Origin of the sequence: Bdellovibrio sp. HCB-110 (assembly GCF_047323225.1) — a bacterium.
Taxonomy (GTDB): Bacteria; Bdellovibrionota; Bdellovibrionia; order Bdellovibrionales; family Bdellovibrionaceae; genus Bdellovibrio.
This window is the reverse complement of record NZ_CP178750.1, coordinates 2,484,982-2,503,517: the sequence shown is the minus strand read 5'-3', so window position 1 is coordinate 2,503,517 and position 18,536 is coordinate 2,484,982. Positions and strand designations below refer to the sequence as shown.

At 44.4% G+C, this 18,536-nt stretch carries 14 protein-coding genes; 7 read left to right on the top strand and 7 right to left on the bottom strand.

Going from position 1 to position 18,536, the window contains the following annotated elements:
- Window positions 1-15: 15 nt before the first annotated feature.
- The 5 genes from ACL934_RS12005 to ACL934_RS11985 form a co-directional block, all read right to left on the bottom strand.
- The gene (locus ACL934_RS12005) at window positions 16-3,324 is read right to left on the bottom strand and encodes a hypothetical protein (RefSeq protein ID WP_413612278.1); all 3,309 of its coding nucleotides are present in this window, start codon (window positions 3,322-3,324) and stop codon (window positions 16-18) included.
- Complete coding sequence (locus tag ACL934_RS12000) at window positions 3,311-4,444, bottom strand: hypothetical protein (protein WP_413612277.1); 1,134 nt, start codon at window positions 4,442-4,444, stop codon at window positions 3,311-3,313. Before ACL934_RS12000 ends, ACL934_RS12005 begins: the two co-directional genes overlap by 14 nt.
- A gap of 152 nt (window positions 4,445-4,596) precedes the next feature.
- A complete protein-coding gene (locus tag ACL934_RS11995) occupies window positions 4,597-5,058 on the bottom strand; it encodes a hypothetical protein (protein WP_374073759.1) in 462 nt (153 codons plus the stop codon).
- Window positions 5,059-5,160: 102 nt separating this feature from the next.
- Window positions 5,161-6,453, bottom strand: a complete 1,293-nt coding sequence (locus ACL934_RS11990) for a 3-deoxy-D-manno-octulosonic acid transferase (protein ID WP_374073757.1) — start codon at window positions 6,451-6,453, stop codon at window positions 5,161-5,163.
- Complete coding sequence (locus tag ACL934_RS11985) at window positions 6,450-7,484, bottom strand: glycosyltransferase family 9 protein (protein WP_374073755.1); 1,035 nt, start codon at window positions 7,482-7,484, stop codon at window positions 6,450-6,452. The genes ACL934_RS11990 and ACL934_RS11985 overlap by 4 nt, the downstream gene beginning before the upstream one ends.
- Before the next feature lie 176 nt (window positions 7,485-7,660).
- Here ACL934_RS11985 and ACL934_RS11980 point away from each other — a divergent pair, with 176 nt between their 5' ends.
- The 6 genes from ACL934_RS11980 to ACL934_RS11955 all read left to right on the top strand — a co-directional run bounded on the left by ACL934_RS11980 (window position 7,661) and on the right by ACL934_RS11955 (window position 15,835).
- Window positions 7,661-9,037 carry a hypothetical protein gene (locus ACL934_RS11980; protein ID WP_374073753.1) on the top strand — a complete coding sequence of 459 codons (1,377 nt, stop codon included), beginning with the start codon at window positions 7,661-7,663 and terminating at the stop codon, window positions 9,035-9,037.
- Window positions 9,027-11,327 (top strand): hypothetical protein, encoded by a 2,301-nt coding sequence (locus tag ACL934_RS11975; RefSeq protein ID WP_374073750.1) that lies wholly within the window; start codon window positions 9,027-9,029, stop codon window positions 11,325-11,327. The genes ACL934_RS11980 and ACL934_RS11975 overlap by 11 nt, the downstream gene beginning before the upstream one ends.
- A gap of 17 nt (window positions 11,328-11,344) precedes the next feature.
- Complete coding sequence (locus ACL934_RS11970; protein ID WP_374073748.1) at window positions 11,345-12,412, top strand: hypothetical protein; 1,068 nt, start codon at window positions 11,345-11,347, stop codon at window positions 12,410-12,412.
- Between the two features lie 3 nt (window positions 12,413-12,415).
- Window positions 12,416-13,606 (top strand): THUMP domain-containing class I SAM-dependent RNA methyltransferase, encoded by a 1,191-nt coding sequence (locus ACL934_RS11965; protein WP_374073746.1) that lies wholly within the window; start codon window positions 12,416-12,418, stop codon window positions 13,604-13,606.
- Between the two features lie 82 nt (window positions 13,607-13,688).
- Window positions 13,689-14,651, top strand: coding sequence for a hypothetical protein (locus ACL934_RS11960; protein WP_374073744.1), 963 nt, complete (start codon window positions 13,689-13,691; stop codon window positions 14,649-14,651).
- Window positions 14,652-14,833: 182 nt separating this feature from the next.
- Entirely contained in the window at window positions 14,834-15,835 is a 1,002-nt protein-coding gene (locus ACL934_RS11955) for a hypothetical protein (RefSeq protein ID WP_413612276.1), read from the top strand.
- On the opposite strand, the gene ACL934_RS11950 is transcribed toward ACL934_RS11955, so the two are convergent.
- Together ACL934_RS11950 and ACL934_RS11945 are read right to left on the bottom strand one after the other, a co-directional pair.
- Window positions 15,832-16,188, bottom strand: coding sequence for a DUF488 domain-containing protein (locus tag ACL934_RS11950; protein WP_374073740.1), 357 nt, complete (start codon window positions 16,186-16,188; stop codon window positions 15,832-15,834). The two genes, ACL934_RS11955 and ACL934_RS11950, sit on opposite strands and share 4 nt — an antisense overlap.
- Window positions 16,189-16,274: 86 nt before the next feature.
- The gene (locus ACL934_RS11945) at window positions 16,275-17,465 is read right to left on the bottom strand and encodes an endonuclease/exonuclease/phosphatase family protein (RefSeq protein WP_374073738.1); all 1,191 of its coding nucleotides are present in this window, start codon (window positions 17,463-17,465) and stop codon (window positions 16,275-16,277) included.
- Window positions 17,466-17,615: 150 nt separating this feature from the next.
- On the opposite strand from ACL934_RS11945, the gene ACL934_RS11940 reads away from it, so the two are divergent.
- Window positions 17,616-18,536, top strand: a complete 921-nt coding sequence (locus ACL934_RS11940; protein WP_374073736.1) for a hypothetical protein — start codon at window positions 17,616-17,618, stop codon at window positions 18,534-18,536.

Genomic DNA, 18,536 nt, shown 5'->3' with positions numbered 1-18,536 from the left:
ACTTTTTGTTTTATCTTATTGCATCAGGTACATCGCTGGATACGCAGGGCCTGACATTTGGAAAAGCTGTTCCATCATTTTCGTGGCTTGAACTTGTGGATCTTCTTCTTTTTCCGCAGTCGTTGGCATTTTTGCTCCGCCTTTCATCGCAAGAACGAATCTGTTGAAATCGTTCTTAGAACGAAGGGCGATAAAGAAGTTTCTATTACGAGCATCACCACTGTCTTGCATTTGCGAGCTGCTGGATTCTTGAGCGATCAAGTAGTAGTTCTCTGTAATATCCACAGGAGCCGTGCGAACTTCACCTTCGCAAATCATCAAACCGCGAGTTGCTGCCGTCGTCATTTCTTCTTCAGAAAGGCGAGGGTTGAGCAAACCAAGGTAGTCACGACGACCAAACCAAGATTTTGTGTCTTTGATGAACAAGATTGGATTCAATTTCACAACCGCACATTGCTCGTATTTGTTCACGCGCACTTTGAAAACATTCTGTTGAACTGTCATCGAAGTTGAGCCGCTCACAGTCATCGAGTTGCTAGCACTGTTCGAGTCCGAAGTAGACCAAGACATCGAATAGCCCAAATCCACACCAACAGAGAATAAATCCAAGAATTTCTTAGAGAGACCCAGTTTCGCACTGATGCTTGTCGAACGTGTCTTGGATGTTGAGTGCGACGCGCTTACAGAGAAACTTGTGCCGACACTCAAACCCTGATTGAGACCTTTCACAAGTTGTGCGCCACCCAATTCTTTCACCATCATTTGTTTTTCCACTTGGAAGAAACGAGCTGGCTCTTTTCTAACAGCGTTAAAGCAATCCATTCCAAAGGCCATTCTTGTATGTTCTGTAATCGCGCCGCCTTTTTCAGCATAAAGAGATCTGAAGTAGTCGCTGGCCCAAAAGGCGCAAAGTTTTTGCGCAAGAGCCGGAGTGACAGATCCTTTAGCGACAAAGTCTTGAAGATCCGCTTTTGTCACAATCAAACGTTCATTCAACTTTGTCGAACCCGCAAGAGCTTTCACCAAAGGAGCTTGAGCATCGACGTTTTTAAGAGAAATCAAATCCAAGTTATTTTCTTTTGCGAACTGAGTTTTATCCGCACGAGCCTGAATTCTTTGGCGCTTTTCTGCTTGAGCTTTAAGTCCTTGTTCAACCACTTGCTTCACAACATATTTTTGTGAACCGTCGTTGCTGCCTTTTCCATTTAAAAGGAAGCTGCTGATTGCTGAAGCATCGAGCATACGAAGAGGACGCGAAGCCTCATCAATATTCAAAGTCACAGGTCCTACAAAAGTAGATGTCTCAAGACCCGTTGAAGTATCGATCGCTGATTCCAACGAGTCTGAAGGGTTTTTCAGAGTGACATTGCCACCTTCAACAGACACTTTGCTTTCATCAATAGGATAGATCTCTACAAGCATGTTGTTACGATTGCCCAACGCTTTCAGATCCTGCGTTTGGAAAGTGATATCTGTATTGATTTGACCGCTGAGAACATTCACGAGCTTGTCTGCTGATGTAACATAAGTGTTCGTCGTGTCGTAGTCACGGTTTTGCACAACGGCCATTCTTAAAAGATAAACACCGTCGCGAAGTCTTTCAACTTCCGCACGACCGTTTGAAAGGCTTGAGTAAACCAACAAACGCGGGTCCATTTTCATTTGCACTTTCTTAGTCACAGTCAGGTTCAACATAGAGTCAACACTGTAGTTGTAAGAAAGCGTGTTATAGCTAAAACCATCCACGATCAATTGAGTGCGAGGACGCTCCGTCGCTTGGCAGCTCAAGATAAGTTTTTCACTTGGATCTACGTAGCGCATATCACGAGCCACAGCGCCTTGGGATTCCCAAGGGTTCACGATGATTTCAAGTTTTTCGTTCATACCCAAATCTTTATTTTCAATTGCCACGAAACCTTTCAAGTAGCGTTGGCAATCGAAATATTTGAACGTGATGCTTTCGTCCCAGCTAAGGCATGAGTTGTTATCCGTTTTTACTGAAACAGAAGGAGCTTCTTCAGTCTCAGATTGACGGAATTTTGTGATTTTGAATGTATGGGAACGCGTGTTCTTCTGATCCAAGCCGTTGCGCACGCACGCTCGGATATTGTAGAACACCTCGCGAGTCGCTGTTTTTTCAAGACCCACACGGATAAAACGGAACTCCAATTGAGAAACTTCGATTTTAGGTTTTTGGTAAGTCTCAGCATCCACCGTTGCCGTTTGTCCTGGTTGAGTGCTATGCGTAACTTCCGTTAATGTTGCATTAACGTAGTTAGAAATTTTAAAGTCTTTTGTTTGCGCTACCAAAGTGTTGAGTTTCAAGAATGAAGAACCTTTGATTTGATCGTATTCACCTAAAAGGTAAATACCGTCAAAGCTTGTAAGTCCTTGAGGACCGTTGACGGGTTGCAACTCAAGACCCAACATAATTTGACCACGAGTTGGCAGAGCAGGAAGTGCCATTGCCGACTTGATCGCCAAACTTCCATTGTCCATTTTAACATCCATCGGAGCTGTCTCTGTAAGAAGACGACGGATTTCTTTATCACCTTGTTGATAAAGGTGGATCAGTTTCATGCGAGCTTTGAAAGAACCTGCAGTCAATGGACGCAAGAACATCTCGCCATTCATTTTTGTGAGTTGAATAGATGGAGTCGGGCGCATTTCAACAAGAAGCTCAACACCGTCTTTTGTAAGTTTTTGTTCTGTTACGAAAAGGCGACCATCTTCGACCCATAGTGGGCGAGTTGTCGCCTTATTATCCACAGAAAATCCTTTCAACGCCAATTGTCCGGCTTGAGTGTCTTCCACCAAGCGAGGAATATTATTGCCGTCATCTGGATTCAAAACTGGATTTAAGCTTTCACCGTGGGACCAAGGATTGATCGCAAAAGAAACTTTTTGATTTCCCTTATGCAAACCTGTTCCTTTGATGTGTCTTTCAATGCGGATGTATTGTGACTCTGCCAAAAAATTAAAGTTCACGCGCTCAGCCCAAGTCAGGCAGCCCGCTTTGTCGGAAGTGACTTTGGTATTTACTTCTTCAACGATAAATTCGTGACCTGAAATCGCTTTGTCATAAGCCACGTCTTTAACACAGGCTTGAAGGTTGAAAACTTTAGAAGATGGCAATGAGAAAGTTCCTTGAACAGATGTTTCAAGGGCTTTGGATTTATCCGCCATAGCTTGCGCCGTGAAAGTCGCAGCTCCCGAACCTGTTTCATTCTTATCTTTAGGACTTGGCAGATTACATGCTGCCAGTGCCGTTAAAGCATAGAGACCTAAGAAGGCTTGAATGAGGGGTTTCTTAGAGATCTGCATAGAAAGTCTCCAGCTTAATGAACAGAGTTTTCTCACGAGATTGAACTGTGTTTGCGAACATCACTTCAGCGTCTACATATTTAAGGCCCACAAGGAAGCCTTCCTTATTAAAGGACAGAGCACTCTCTGCCGCATAACCAACGCGGTTTGTTTCAAAACCTGTGGCATTGAAGTAGGCAACGGCGGCTTCAGGAGCGACTGAGAAATAGCTTCCGCCGACGATGAGATCCATATTTTTAGTCAAATGAATTTCGCTGTTGGCGAAATAGCGATATGCCTGGTTGTTATCAGACGTGGCTTTTTGATTTACTAAATATTCTCCGCCAAGGTTGATATCAAGAGCCGAAAATACTGGGAATTCAAACTCTGTGGAAGCTTGCAGACCTTCATATTTATTCATAAAGGCATATTGAGCGTCCGAAATTTTATCAACTTCATTGCCAAGCAAGCGAGATTGCTGAGCCACGGCTGAGGGAAGATTATTGAATACAAAATAACCCGCTGTTGTTTTCCAATAAAGATTTTTAGAAGCCTGCCAATTCAACTTAAGAGCCGCTGAGTTCAAGGAAGGTGTTGGCTCTAACTCTTTTGTATTTGTGCTTAAAGAAGTCGAAGTTGGGATCGCAGATTCTACGGCTAAACTTGTTTTAAAGTTTCCATATTTCAAAAGACCTTCCATGCGAGCCGCAGGGAACGCCAAATTATCCATAAGAAGTTGCGTGTGCATATGTCTTTGATTCAAAGCACCCGCTGAGAGGCGGAATCCTTGGAAAGGAAGATAGTGAGCGGCTGCTTGATTTAAAGTGATTTTGTTTTCAGGCTTATCAGCTCCGTCCACGGATTGAGTTTGTCCTGATTGCAGGCGCAATGTGGGTTGAATATCTAATTGCAAAGAGTTGCTTAACAAATACTTCGCTTTGATTTCAGTACGGATATCGACAACTTTGGATTGGCTTTGTTCGTCGTGCATGTCGGAACCGGAAAGACGCAAACGCCATTCAGCAGAGAATTTGCTTTCCTTTTTTGCCTCAGGCAAAGCCGTGCTGATCTGACCTTGCGCCCATGTTTGCGCAGTCAGTATCATAATGAGACAAACTGTTGATATTGCGGTTCTTTTCATTCCAACCCCGTATTCCTACAGGGATCATTTCAAGTTTCGTGCTGAGGGGTTGGAGATTCATTTCAAAAATAGGGGATTTGGTAATGATTGGTTTTTACAGCTGACGTTTTTTGTCGTCGTCGAGGGAGTTCATGCGAGAACCCCTCAGATCCCTAGTAAACTTGTTGGCAAGCCTGAAGACAGCCCTTAGCGTCCTTTTGAGACTCACCAAACTGGGCTCCACGGAGAGTCGCCACATAGTCTTGCTCGTCATAGTGAGTTTTGCGATTGCAGTCTTTCAAATCGCGATCTTCTTTCAACCAACCAACATAATCAGCGGTCTTATAACTTGTGCTTTGAGAGATGCGACAGCCCATATAGCAGTGGGCACGTTTATCGGATTTCATAGCGCCCGCATAATCTTTTTCAGACTTATACACGTTGTACGCTTTAAAGAGGGCAAATGGATTCGGAGTGCTGGGAGCTTTGGATTGCCAGCGCTCTAACTCTTCTTGGTAGTCTTGATCCGTAGAGAAGGCTTTTCCCGTACGCGGATCCCCTTCGTTTTGAAAGCAAAGGGAGTCGGCGAAAGCCGTGGAAGAAATTAAACTAAAAATCACGATCCAGATTTTCATAATTCACCGAAGATATCAGAAAAAAGGGAACTTCTGGCTGTTATGAATTGGAAAGGAAAAAATTCTAAAAGAGATGACAAATTTGGACACCGTGTTTGACGGCTATTGCAAAACTTTTTCGATAGAGGACAAAACTCGTTGAGTTGAATTGCGGTTCTTGCCGATTTCTGCGCGGATTTCTTCTTTGATATGTGGGATCTGTTCTTGGTGCTTTTTCATTCTTTGTAGCAGTACTACAACGTCTTCCGAAGTGTGAATCACTTGCACAATCATACCTGAAGAAAAATTCTTCTTTTGATAAAAGAGGGCTTCACGGTTGTTGCGGTGGAAAGGTCCGACCATCACAGGAAGACCGGCTGCGAGAGCTTCCATCACGCTATGAACTTGCTTTTTGAAGGACCCACCGACAAAGGCAATATCTGCCCAAGTGTAAAGCTCGGCAAGAATACCCACTTGGTCCACAATCAGGATAGAGCCCGCAGGCCACACATCGGCTTGGGAGTAGCGAACATAGCGAAGGCCAAGATCTTTCATTTGTTTTTCAAGATTTTCAAGATGCTCAGGTGTTGTTTCATGAGGAGCGATGATGATTTGCAAATGAATGTTTTTAAGCTTTTCAAGAGCGGGTAAAAGAATCGCCTCGTCCTCGGGCCATGTTGAGCCGGCGATAAAGATAAAATCCTCAGGGCTTGGCATTAATTCGCTTTTAAGAGCTTTCGGATTTTCCAGGCGATGAAAGACTTGGTCAAAACGAGTGTCACCGCTAACGATCACAGGCACATTCAAATGCAGCGAGTTCAAATTCTGAATATCTTCCGCCGACACACAGTGAATTTCTGAAAGATGATTCAAAGCAAATCGTGTCAGATAGCGCGAGATTCCCTTGAGACGGGAAGAGTTGTCAGCAAAAGTTGCCGAAAACAGAGCCGTTGGAATGTCTTTCTTTTTTGCGACAGAAACCAAGACCGGCCAAACATCAGTTCGCGAAAACAGAAGAACGCGGGGGTTCCATTTTTTAATAAAGCGCTCGATAAGAAAATCCAAATCCCAAGGCAAAGACGCCCAGACATCAACTTCATGCAAGCCCGTCAAAATCTTTTTGGCTGAAGGAGAAGAGTAGGTAACCAAAATGGGAATATGGGGATGCTGTCTTTTGAGTTCGCGAATCACCGGACGCGCATATTCAATTTCGCCACTGGCAGCATGAATCCAAAACGGACGAGCTAAAGCCAGTTCGTTTTCGCTTCCGGCCTTTTTGATATGATAGAAGCCCTGATTTTTATCTTCAATCATCTCGCGCAATTTTCCCTGCAAGAAAGGGCGGAAAAGTTGCAAAAGCAAATAAGCCAAAGGAACGATTACGAATTTATAGAAGTAAAAAGTCAGAGTGCTCATGGATGATGACCTAAGATTGTTTTTAACTCTGCAGCAATTTGTGTTGGTGTAATATCAACAAGACATTGATGGAATTTTTCTTTATTTACACAGGGCCCTTGGCCGTGTTTGCTGCAAGGACGGCAAGGCAATTGAATTTCCATAATCTTTGTCGAAGCTCGCGAAGGAAATCCGAAAGGAGCCGGGCCCATTAAAGCGATGGCCTTTTTTCCAAGCTGTTCCGCCGCGTGCAAAAGCCACGTGTCATTAGTGATAAGAGTTGCTGATTGGGCAACCACACCGGCACTCACAGGCAAAGAACATTTTCCCGCAAGATTCATCACGCGCTCTGGAGCGACGTCACGAATGTCTTCAATAAACGAATCCTCAGGTCCACCCAGCAAAACAAACTTTTGCTCAGGACAAAGTAGAATCAACTCTTTCCAGTATTCCTTAGGCCAACGTTTTAAAAAGTGCGCCGCTGAGGGAGCCAAAGCCACACAGCCGTTGTAGTCCTTAAGAATTTCTTGGGCTTTGTGATAACTTTCTTCGCTTAAAAAAAGTTGTGGAGCAGGAGGCGGCAGTTTTGAAACACCCCAAGGAAGAAGAGGCTCCAACAAATCTCTTTGGCCTGAGAAAGGCATCTCGAAAGTATTAATGCGGAATTGGAAAAGCAAAAGACGTTTCCAACGGCGAATCGAGCGACGAATAAAGTGCGCTCCCAAACCCAGAAAACCCAAAGGACGTAAGATCCACACAATCACGCGCGAGCGCATGTTGTTATGAGCATCGTAAATGTGTGTGAAGTTTTCTGCGCGCATTTGCATCGAGAGTTTTATCAACCCTCCAAGACCCGCTTTGCGATCAAACTCCCAAACACGATCAATGTTGGGATGACCTTTTAGCAGAGGAGCCATGTCTTTGCGCGTGACCCAGTGAATTTGTGCGTCAGGAAATTTCTGTTTGATGGCCGAAGGAACACTCAAAGTCTGTACGACATCTCCGAAGGCGGAGAAGCGAATGATTAAAAATTTAGCACTTTTAGTGTTCATATTTCAGCCCAAGTCCAGTTCCGCGAGCGGAGCTCGCTCCACATCCTGCGGTACCCGCCAGCCTAACAAAGCCGCCGAAAAAGGTCACTTGTTTAAAAGTTTTTAGTAGGATTGTTCATAAAGTGGCCCTGGAGGGGGCACGGGCTTTGATCTATCAGTGTCTGAATAGGAGGCCTATGCCTTTCGTCCGTTGCCCTAAACACCATTTTGGTGGGGCTATTTTCTCATCTTTGCTGGCGGCAGCATTTGTGCTTTTGGCGCCTCTATTTGCTTGGTCTCAGGTGCAGACCGAGATGCGACTTTTTTCGGACTCCTTTATTAGCCCTACTTTTGAAGCTACGCAAAAAACCAATTATCAGTTTGTGGGGGCGCAGTTAAAAACAGACCCATTTACTGAAGACAATCTTAAGATGGATATCGCCGGTGGTGTGGCCATGGGCGAGCCTCTTTTAAATTACCTTAATATTGGAGAGTTCTACGTCCAGAACCGCCAAAACGAAAATGAAACTTTCTATTTTGGCCGTAAGCGCATGCTTTGGAATGAGCTCGATGCCCGCTGGGATCTGGGTGTGTGGGAGCCTCTTTTTAAATGGAATCCTCTTGCACCGGAACGCCAGGGTTTGACGGGTCTTTTCTGGCAAATCGACAAACCTTATTACACGCTCATGCTCTTTGCGTCTCCTATATATCTTCCCGATCAAGGGCCTAGTTTTGAAATTGAAAACGGCAGTTTTGTGAAGGGAAATCCTTGGTTCCGTCGTCCTCCAGAAAGCATTCGTATTTGGAGTGAGGCCACAGGCATTGACTATAAATTTGAAAGACCGAATGAAGCTCAAGTCGTTTTGCAAAACTCTTTTGGAATGAAGCTTTCTTTTGGTGATCCCCAAGCGTTTCGAGCGCAGTTGGGTTACACCTATAAACCAGCCAATCAATTGGCGATTGGTTACGAGGGAAAACTTGATATCGGTCAGCTTAAAGGGGCCGTGAATCTGCAACCGCAAGTATTCTATCATTCGCTAGCGGGTGGTGATGTCAGTTATAAAGTCGATCAGGTTCGTTTCGGTGTCAGCGGAATGTGGGATCGTCCTAATAAAGATGATATTTTTGAAGAACAGTGGACTCATCCCGTTTTTGAGGACGCTGTTTTAGTCAGTCCCTTTGTTGAATGGAATAACGGTCGTTGGGGTGTGAGCCTGCAACATCTAGATATCTTCGGCGGAGACGTGAAAGAGGAGGGGGAACTTGCCAACCCGAATCGCGCTTCCTTGATGAGCCGTTATCCTTTCAAGCAGGCGCAACAGATTTCATTATTAACGAATTATGCTTTCCGCAAAAACCGCCGTTTGATCGGGAAGTTGAGCTATACACATTCAGAGAAAAATTCTTTTGATTTGATCCGTCTGAGCGGTCGCTTCCGTCTTTCGGGAATGTGGTCGATCATCAGTGAAATGCAAATCGTTAAAGCTGGTCCATTGACGGCAGACAATCAGAATGAAATTGCCCAATTCGAGAATAATGATCGCCTCATGGTGGGAGCCGCGTATGTTTTCTAAGTTTAAAGTCAACATAGCGATGGTATCTTTATTGGCCCTTTCTTCGGTGGGGTGCAGTGAGTTTTTAACGGGCAAAAAGGCAGAGCCTGAAGTTATTGAGTTTTCAGATGCTCGTTTTGCGTGTTTAAAAGATCTTCCGACACAGCTTAAGAAATTCTCTGTCGGTGATGCCGTGGAATCCGATGTGCGCGGCGGTGTTGATTGCATGAACGAAGCCTTGCGTTACTTCAATAAGAGAACTTTTGGCTCTATTGAGAGCGGTTATACCGTTGAGGAAATGCGTAAGTTTTTTGGGAAGTACTTCTTAAAAGAAAACAATGTCTCGCCTGAGTTCGCAGCCGAACTCATGAAAATTAAAAGAGCACTTTTAGGTGGATCGACATTGTATATCACCAAAGACGAAATTGTGCGTTTGATTGAAATACTCAATATCGTGCGTGATGAAGCTGTGCAATTAGCTCCCCATATGAAAGTGCTTTTAAGTCAGAGCGATCAAAAGACGGCGGAGTGGGAAAAGATCACTTCGGCAACGGCGCAGTTGCGAACAAGTTTGCAGCGTTTATTGGTGAACACCCAAGTCGTTAAGTCCGAATACACTTTTGAAGATGCCAAAAAAGCTCTCTCGGGATTTAGTTCCTTCATTCGAGGAAGTGAGCCCTTTGCTCCCTATGATCTTTATAGCGAATGGGTGCCTGTCGTTGAAGGTGTTAAAAATCTTTTGATGGGTCAACGGGCCTACTTTGTGGATTTGAAACAGTGGGGCGACAGTCTTGACACCTTTATTGATCTCTATGAATTGGCTCTGAAATACCATTATACATTGAGTGATTTGAAATTTGAAGATGCCGGAAAGCTTCGTCAGGGAAGTCAGTTCCTCAATCAAACGATCAAGCTCTTGTTGAACTCACATCAGATGAAAACCACAGGACGTATTCCTGTTGAAGACATCGATTATCTGATTGATCAGGCCTTGCCAAAACTTTCTATTTCAATCCAACCGAAGTCTTTAAAGAAAACGTATCGCGCAGTTCTTATCAAAATTTTAGATCCAGAGAAAAAATCCAACCCACGGGCTTTGTTGGGTCTGGAAAGAAAACATTTAGCGACTTTGATTGGCGAGTTCAATATCTGGCGTTTGCAACAGAGTTTTATCGATAATATTCCTCTGGCGGACTTTGACGGTGGTTTGTCGCAAGCAGAACTTCTTGCGGTTTATAACAGATTTAACAAAAACTTCGTTATTGAAAAAGGTTTGACCGACGATGCTTTTGAGCAGAAAGCCTTGCAACGGGCTTGGGACGACCTGGGTGAGCTTTTAAAAAATCCAGTTCCGGTGAGCTTTAATAAAGAAGGCCGTCTGATCATTGATGCCAATGTGGGCACGGCGAAGCAGACGTGGGCTTCGTTGATGAAGGCCAACTTGATGCGAGCGTTATCCCGCTTCCTTCTTTTAGGTTATGGCGAGAAGACGGAAGAACGTCTGAGTGAAGCAGGCATGACGAAGAAAGGCCTTGTTGCTTGGTATGATGATTTCCAAGAGCTCGGTTTGGACTTAAAAGCTTTTGATCCTCGCTCTGCCAATTCGGGTTCGCGCAGTTTCCTTGAAGCCAACTTCTTTACTTTCAGTGGTAACGGCAACGATCTGATGGATCAGAAAGAAACTTACGAGTTCGTTAGTACTTTGTTTGCCGCGGGTCTTTCAACTTCCGGTGCTGTGAGCGAACACATGGTTGCAGCGAAGTGTGGTGTCAAAGAAAAGGACGTCTTCGGGCAGCCTTTCTTTAAAGAAGATTGCTTCAAAGATCAGTTCAAAAAGCACATCAACGTGTACTTTAATAATATGCCGGGCTTAGTTCACTATGTTCACTCGTTGAATTCAGCTCAGTGGAACGAGTTTTATAATTTCTTGGCAGTGGCTTCGGCAACGGTGGACCAAAAAGCAGGTCATGTAGAGACCGCGAACATCCGTACGATGGTGACAATCCTTCACTATATCGAAGGGGTTTTGGTCATGTACGATAAGGATAAGAATCAACGCCTCTCTTTGGATGAGGTTTATGGAGCGTCGCCGCGTTTTACGCCTTTCTTTAGAACGATCACAGACACAAAATCCGAGACTTTATTGCAAGAGGGTTTTGCCTATTTAGTGTTCAAAGGTGGCATCCCAGGAGCCTCAGACCTCGCTGGATTCCAGTTCAGCAAAATGTGGGGAGTTGGAGAAGCGACGCGCATGGAAATTGTGCGCCTTTTCGGAGCGCTCAAGGATCAATTGAATAAGCCTAAAAATTAAGATACCGTGAGCCTTAGATGACTTTAAGGCTCGTTTTGTTTTCAGTATTCTTCCTTATGACAGGCGTTGCATGGGCTTCCTCCATGGACGACGAAGTCCCTATTGTCTTGCGTGAACCGGCCGCCGCAGAAGAAAGTGTTCTTCATCCGGAATCCAGAGCCCGTCTGCAAACCATTATCGACAATAAAACTCTGAAGGCGATTAGCACGTTTAGTGATTGGTATATCGGCGAGATCATCGCTCTTGAGTCACAAAGCCCTGGGATTGGTATTGTGGGTTTCGTTGAAGTGACGGGAATTGAAAACCGTCAAGACGGCACTTACGAACTGACTTGTGAGCTTTTGCGCCAATCGCGTTTGAACTTTATCCAGGTCGGTGACCAGTTGATGCACTTGGATTTAAGCTCTGAGAACAAGAAGTACAAAGGTACGACCGATCTCATCGTCAAAGAAGCTGGGAAAAATATTTCTTCTAAATATAAACCTCTTTTCACTCAAGGTGTTGCGGTCGGGGAGACCGCGCAAACGCTGTGGGAAGATGAATATATGATCACGTGGTTCGGTCAGGTGAACTACGGTTTAAAAAAATGGCTGACCGTAAGTACGGTCGTTCCGGCAGATTTCTTAGGCGCGATGAATGCGGCGGCGAAGATGCAGATTTACGAATCACACTCCAATATTTTTGCAACGGGTTTGACCTACGCGAAAATCCCGAATGAAAGCCGTTCGACTCTGAACTTGAATATTCACTGGGATTCGATCTCTTCCGAGAGCGTGATCTCGCACACTCTTTTAACAATTGCTCTTTTTAGTTTTGATGAAGCCGAAAGTGCAACGGCGATCAAGTCCTTGGGAACAAGCTCCTTCCAGACGGGTTACGAGTTTATCTTAGACAACTGGGATCGCGTGCTTCTGGGCCCGAGTTATAACTTTGAAAAGAAAGCGGTCGGGGGCTATCTGACGTACCTTAAGATCTGGGATAAGTTTCACCTGAGCTTTTCTTTAAATGCGACCGACGTGGCCTCGTTTAAATTCTCTCCTGTGGATGGCTATTATCTTTTGTTTGATGCCTACTGGAGATTTTAATACATGAGTCGTTTTTTTATTTCCACTCCTTTAGATTTTGAAGAGCGCACACTTTCAGAAATGAAAGAGGTGTGGCCTTATCTTTTGGGGAAAGATGCGAAAACGCACACTCTACCTTTTCCCGAAGTGACGGTGCTGGAAGGGGGTCTTGAATTTGAAGCCGATCTTTTTACAGGTGTTCAGCTTAACTTTCTTTTGAAAACGGCCAATCGCATTTTATTGCGAATGGCTTCGTTTAAAGCACGCGATCTTCCTAAGTTCTACCAAAAATTTAAATCACTTCCTTGGAAAGAATATCTGCAACACGGTCATGTCGAGTGGGAAGTGGCAGCGCAAAAAAGTCGTCTAAATAATGAAAAACGTCTGCAAGAAAGCGCCGAGAAAGCTTTGCAAGAAATTTTCGGAAGCGAAAAAGGGGCGAATCCTTGTGCGAGTATTTATATTCGCATGGATGACGATCTTTGCACGATCAGTTTGGACTCCACAGGAGAACATCTTCATAAAAGAGGTTGGTCTGTTTTAAAAGGGGAAGCTCCTTTACGTGAGACGATCGCTGCTTATTTACTGAAGGCCCTGATTGGCAATGCCACTCCGTCAGAGATCAGCGAGGTGACATTGTTAGATCCCATGGTGGGTTCAGGCACTTTCTTAAGTGAAGCCAGGGCTCTTTGGAACGGGCAGTTTGCACGACCTTATGCTTTTCAAAAATGGAAAAAGGCGCCAAAACTTTTCTTGTCTTCCAGCTTTGCTTTTAACTATGAGTTTCCAGCAGAAGTGGTTTTTAAAAAGTTTGTTGGCTTTGATATCGATGAAGAAATGATTCCGGTGGCTCAGGCTAACTTTGCTGAAGTTGAAAAACAAATCTTAGCTGTTAGAAAAAAGAATTTCAAAAAAGCGGAAGCTGAATTTCTTTTAAGGGATGCCTTAGAACAAGAAGCTCAGTCCAGTTTCGCGGGCCGTGTTTGGATGATCGTAAACCCTCCTTATGGAGAAAGACTCCCGGAAGCCCTTAAAGGAGGGCTTAAAAGTTTGGCTGAGGCCCTTTGCCGCCGCTATAAGCCACAGAAGCTGGGTATTTTATACCCGGAAAAGGAACGGGTTCAGCCGGTGCCGGAAGGTTACCGGGTTCTTAAAGAGCATAAAATCAATAATGGCGGCCTCCGCTGCCTGTTCACAATTTTGACACGTCTGTAAATTTTTAGGAATCGGTTAGAATTCGGGGAAGTCTATGTACTTCCCCTAGAATATTGGTCCGTTTCGGGCTAGATTCCTGCCCATGAAAACATCCCATATTTTCTCTGCCATTGTTATTTCCTCTGCCTTGTTAACGTCTGCTTGCACGCCTCAAGATAAGGCTGTTGTAGATAAGAACCTTCGCGCTGATATCCAAGCGCAAAACGCTAGAAAAGCCGGCGGCAAGGGCGGCGGTGGAGCTCAAAAGAACACCAATGAGTTCTCTTTGAATGACTATGGTTTGTCTGCTTTCCTCGTGGAAAGACAAATCGAAGCTGTTGAGCTTGTGAAATTAGCAACAGGCTCTTTGGATGCGACAAAAACGCAGTATGCTGTTGAGAAATTGGCAGACAACGACAAAGGCTTGAAGCAAGTAAAGATTACTTCAACAAAAGAAAATCTTGAATACGCCAATGAAGACGGCGCTTGGAAAATCAAGGCGCAAAAAACTTTGAATGTGACTTACTCTGAGTCCAATGGCGATTTGGGTGTCGAGATCAAAGCCTCCGGTCTTAAACACACTGTGGATGCTACTGATAAGAAAAGATTCTACGTAAATTTGACGGACAATGTTTATGAGTTGTCTTTGACTCCTTCAAAAGACGCAGCCCTTTACGATTTGGCTGTGAACATCGAAGGAACTTTAGGTGGCGCAAAAGGTTCTGGCAATAAGAACAACGCTGTTGCTGTAAAGATCAAGATGCAAGTTGAGAAAGCGTCTTTGCTGACTTCTCAAGTGAAGATCGTTTCTTATGAAGCCAATATGAAATACCCTGGTTCTAACGACAGAACTTTCAATTCAGATTTGAAAGGGTCAGACGTGACAATGAAAGTAGAAGGCTTGTGCTCTGAAGTTCAAGGCACTGTGAAAGCTTCTGCAGGTCCGAAAAAGACATACGACGTTGTTTTGGGTAACGAGCAAATTCAAATCAAAAATATGACGAAGAAACTGGCGACTTGTGGTAAACGTCCCACCGTAGATTTGAGCCGCTTGCTTAATTTCTAAATATCAAAAGTAATTCTGATTTCAGAATAAGAAGGCACCCTTGAGGTGCCTTTTCTATTTTCAGAGCTGAGGATATTTGGATACTTTGAGACCTTGGACGGGAACTCGAGGGGAATCTGATTTTTGTAATGCGCACTCCTTAATGATGCTTAATAACTAAGCACATTCATTTAAGGAGATTTATGTCTTTCGATTTTAAATACCGAGCGATTCTTCTTTGTTTATTCGCCACCATTTCTATCTCTTGTTCAGAGGCGGATACAGGCTCAGCGCCTCCAGACAATCACACACCCGACGACGCGACTCCGACTACGCCGGCTCCGAATGAGCCTTCGACGACACCGACACCATCTCCAACACTAACGCCAAGTCCACAACCACAACCACAACCTGATCCAGAGACGCCTCCTGTGGTTGAAGTTCCAGCAATTCCGTCGGGAGATCTTTCCCGGGAAAACATTGGTTCCAAAGAGCGTGTCTATAATCTCTTCGATCGTTGGTCTTTGAAAAGTTCCGTCACAGGCGGGCGTGGTTCCAAGTGGGCGGATGTCACAGTCAGTTGCCATGGCAAGATTGATATCCCTTACGCTTTGACGGCGCAGCAGTGGCAAGATCGCACTCAACGGGGCGCCTACTATCGCGATGTAAATAAGCTGATCGAAGACACCGGCAAAAAACTTTTAGCAGATCACGGGAATGTGTTGGCCGGAACTGAAAGAGAAAATTTCTTACGAGCCTTGAAGGCCTTGTCTTGGCAAGAGAGCAACTGGCAACACTATGTCCGTTATAAAGATTGGTTCTTTATTTTTCTAAGTGGCGGCTCTTACAACGTGCTTGATGACTGGGGAATTTCGCAAGTCGCTCGTTCGGGATTTAGTGCCAACCAATTATTGAATGCGGCTTTCTTTTCTAGTGGCAAATACTGTGGGATCGCAAGCACGCTTTATTATGGATTTACTGAGTACTATGACAACTACATGGAAGCTCGCTCTGCGAGTTGCAATCAGACGGGGAATCCTATGGATAAGTTGTTAGGAGCGTACAATCGATACTCGTCAGGATACAGTGCCTGTTACAACGGATATTCGAGTGATTCGGAATATCGAAATTATCAGATCAGAGCGATGAATGGATTAAAAGGTCACTACAACAATATGCCGTGGGTGAAATTGATTGGTCCTTAGTGATTCATTTTCTCAAGAATGTCTTTGAGAATTTGCGCGTGATTGTGGGTTTCGTCATGGGCGCCATAAACCAGAGTGACGCGACCCTTTTTTCCTCGGCGGGCGATTTCGTGAAGTTTATCTTGAATGTCTTTTTTCTTAAGCTCTTTGCGATAGGCTTTTGAAAAGTCAGACCAGCTTTCGTCTTCATGATGAAAGGCTTTGCGAAGTTCAGGACTGGGAGAAATTTCTTTAGGCCATTCATCGACTTTCAATGCCGTTTTCTTGACCCCGCGAGGCCACAGCCGATCGACAAGAATTCGGTATCCATCTTTAGCTTCGGCGGGTTGATACGCTCTTTTGATATTGATCATGATTTCATCATAACCAAAGAACCTGCGGGCTGCGCCTTGTAAGATGGCAGAAAATAAATAAGCCGCGATCTCACGCGGCTTATTTATTACTTCTTAGTTTTTGTTTTTTTCTTCGGAGTTTCTTTTTTGACTTCAGCCTTAGGAGCTTCGTCTTGCACCGGAGTTTTTGCCGGACCTCTTTGTTTCAAACGAACATAAAGAGGGAAGTGATCGGCAACACCTTCCATTTTGTCGTAATCCCAACGCTTCGGATATTTTCCTTTTTTAAGATGAACATCGCTGTAGCGGATCACATCAATCGTGCTTGGTTCCATTTGATAGCTGCCAGAGCCTTCTGCCAAAAGAGCCGGTCCATAAATATGGGCATCAAGGAAAGACCAAGATTTACGATAGTTGTGCGAGCCCGGGCACTCTTTGCAACCCACAAAGTGAGAAACCGCTCCGCCTTGGGCAAGAATATCGCGGAAGATGTGTTCTTTAGATTCTTCTTCGTGAGAAATATTAAGGTCTCCACCAGCTACGACCATGGCGTTCGGGCCTTTATCCTTGATAAGCTTCGCAAGGAATTCGGCGGCTTGTTGGCGCCAGTAAGTGGGATTCGCTTGTGAAGGGAAATGGGCCACAAGGAAAGTGATAGGATCACCGTTAGGAGCTTTCACTGTCACTTCAAGGATGTTACGAGAATTTTCCATCCATTTTTGATCTTCCTCGTTTTTCCCTTTCCAAGGAATTTGATGAAGAACAGGTTTTCCCACGACAGGGTAACGAGACATAAAGCCTACGTCGATACCGCGTTTGTCCGGACCTTCAATCAACACGACTGTTTGGTAGCCGGCTTTTTGCAGATAGTTTTTATTCCAGATATTCAAAACATTGAGATTCTCAACCTCAATCAACATCAAAACATCAGGGCCATTGCCATCAACGTTCAATACGACTTCGGTTAAGTTTTTCAACTTTTGATCTAATTGAAGTTCATTCCAGTCCTGGCTTAAGCACTCGTTCAAGCGGTAAGCACTGTCGTTGGTGTCTTTGCAGGCCTGTTGGAATTTAGGGTTGGATTTCTTCACCAACAAAGGAAGATAAGCATAGTCATTGCGGTCTTCATCGTGGGTTGTATCGAAAAGATTTTCGACGTTGAAAGACATCACAGAGATTTCGTTTTCAGCCTTCGGAGGCAGGTCCCAGTGCTTCTTTTTAAAGCTGATAGCACAGCCAGTGACGAGGGAGAGTACAAGAGCGAGAATCAGGTTTCGGAACGTCAGTAATTTTTTCATGCCCCTGTTTTAAGGGGATTGAAGTGCGGACTCAAGCCTAAAGATCTTTAGGATACAGTTGAGACTCAGCCTGTCTAAAAATTGGATATTGTGTAACGTGCTGCGATATGGCATAACTCCATGGATTTTCCGATCTTTTAAGGAGTTCTCATGCTTAAAAAGGCCCTCGCCCTGACCCTGGCACTTTCTTGTTTTGGTACTTTCGTTCATGCCCAGGAGCGTGAAGAAAGTTTGGTAATGTCAGCGGGTGATTCTTTCCGTCGCAATTGGAACGTAACATTGTTCTCTATCGCGTCTGTTTCCAACATGAGTTACGGAAAAACTGCTTCAGGCGATCGCGCTGTTGACTCGTACAACTACTTCGGTTTCAACAACAAGATTGATGCCGATACAAAATTCTCTGTTCGTATTCCATTCACATACAATACATCTGGTCGCAATGAGTACGACGATCAAGTCGCTGCGACAATGGATCTTCAAGACATTCACTTTGCTTATTCAAAGTATGATCTTGGCTACATCGGCGACGTTGATATTTCCGGTAACGTAAAAATCTATATGCCAACAAGCGCTTACTCACAGAATTCAAAACTTGTGACGAAGCTTCGTTTGGAAGGTTACTTCGAATATGCGATTGGCCGCTTCTCTTCAATCACGTATGCAGTGAAACCAGATATCTATTGGCAAAGACAAACAGCTTACTTCGATCCTGAAACTCCACAGTACAATGACGGAGCTTTCAAAAAAGATCCTCGTGGTACGACAAAACAATATTCTTTCGAGCACTACGTAGAAGCCGTGATCGATATCAACAGATACTTCTCTGTAAAACCTAAAGTCGGTTTTGATGAAGACTGGTATTACTCGTCAGATGTTGAAGAGCTTGAAGGCAATCACGTGACAAAAGTAAAAGCCGGAATGGGTCTTGAGATGCGTCCTATGCGTGGTTTGACTTTCACTTTGGGTTTCCAAAACCAAACAAGTCTTGGCAGCTATAAAGGGAAAGACGTTTCTTACTGGCAGCCAGAAAACACAGAGTATTCTTTGATGACAAACGCTTACGTGTTCTAA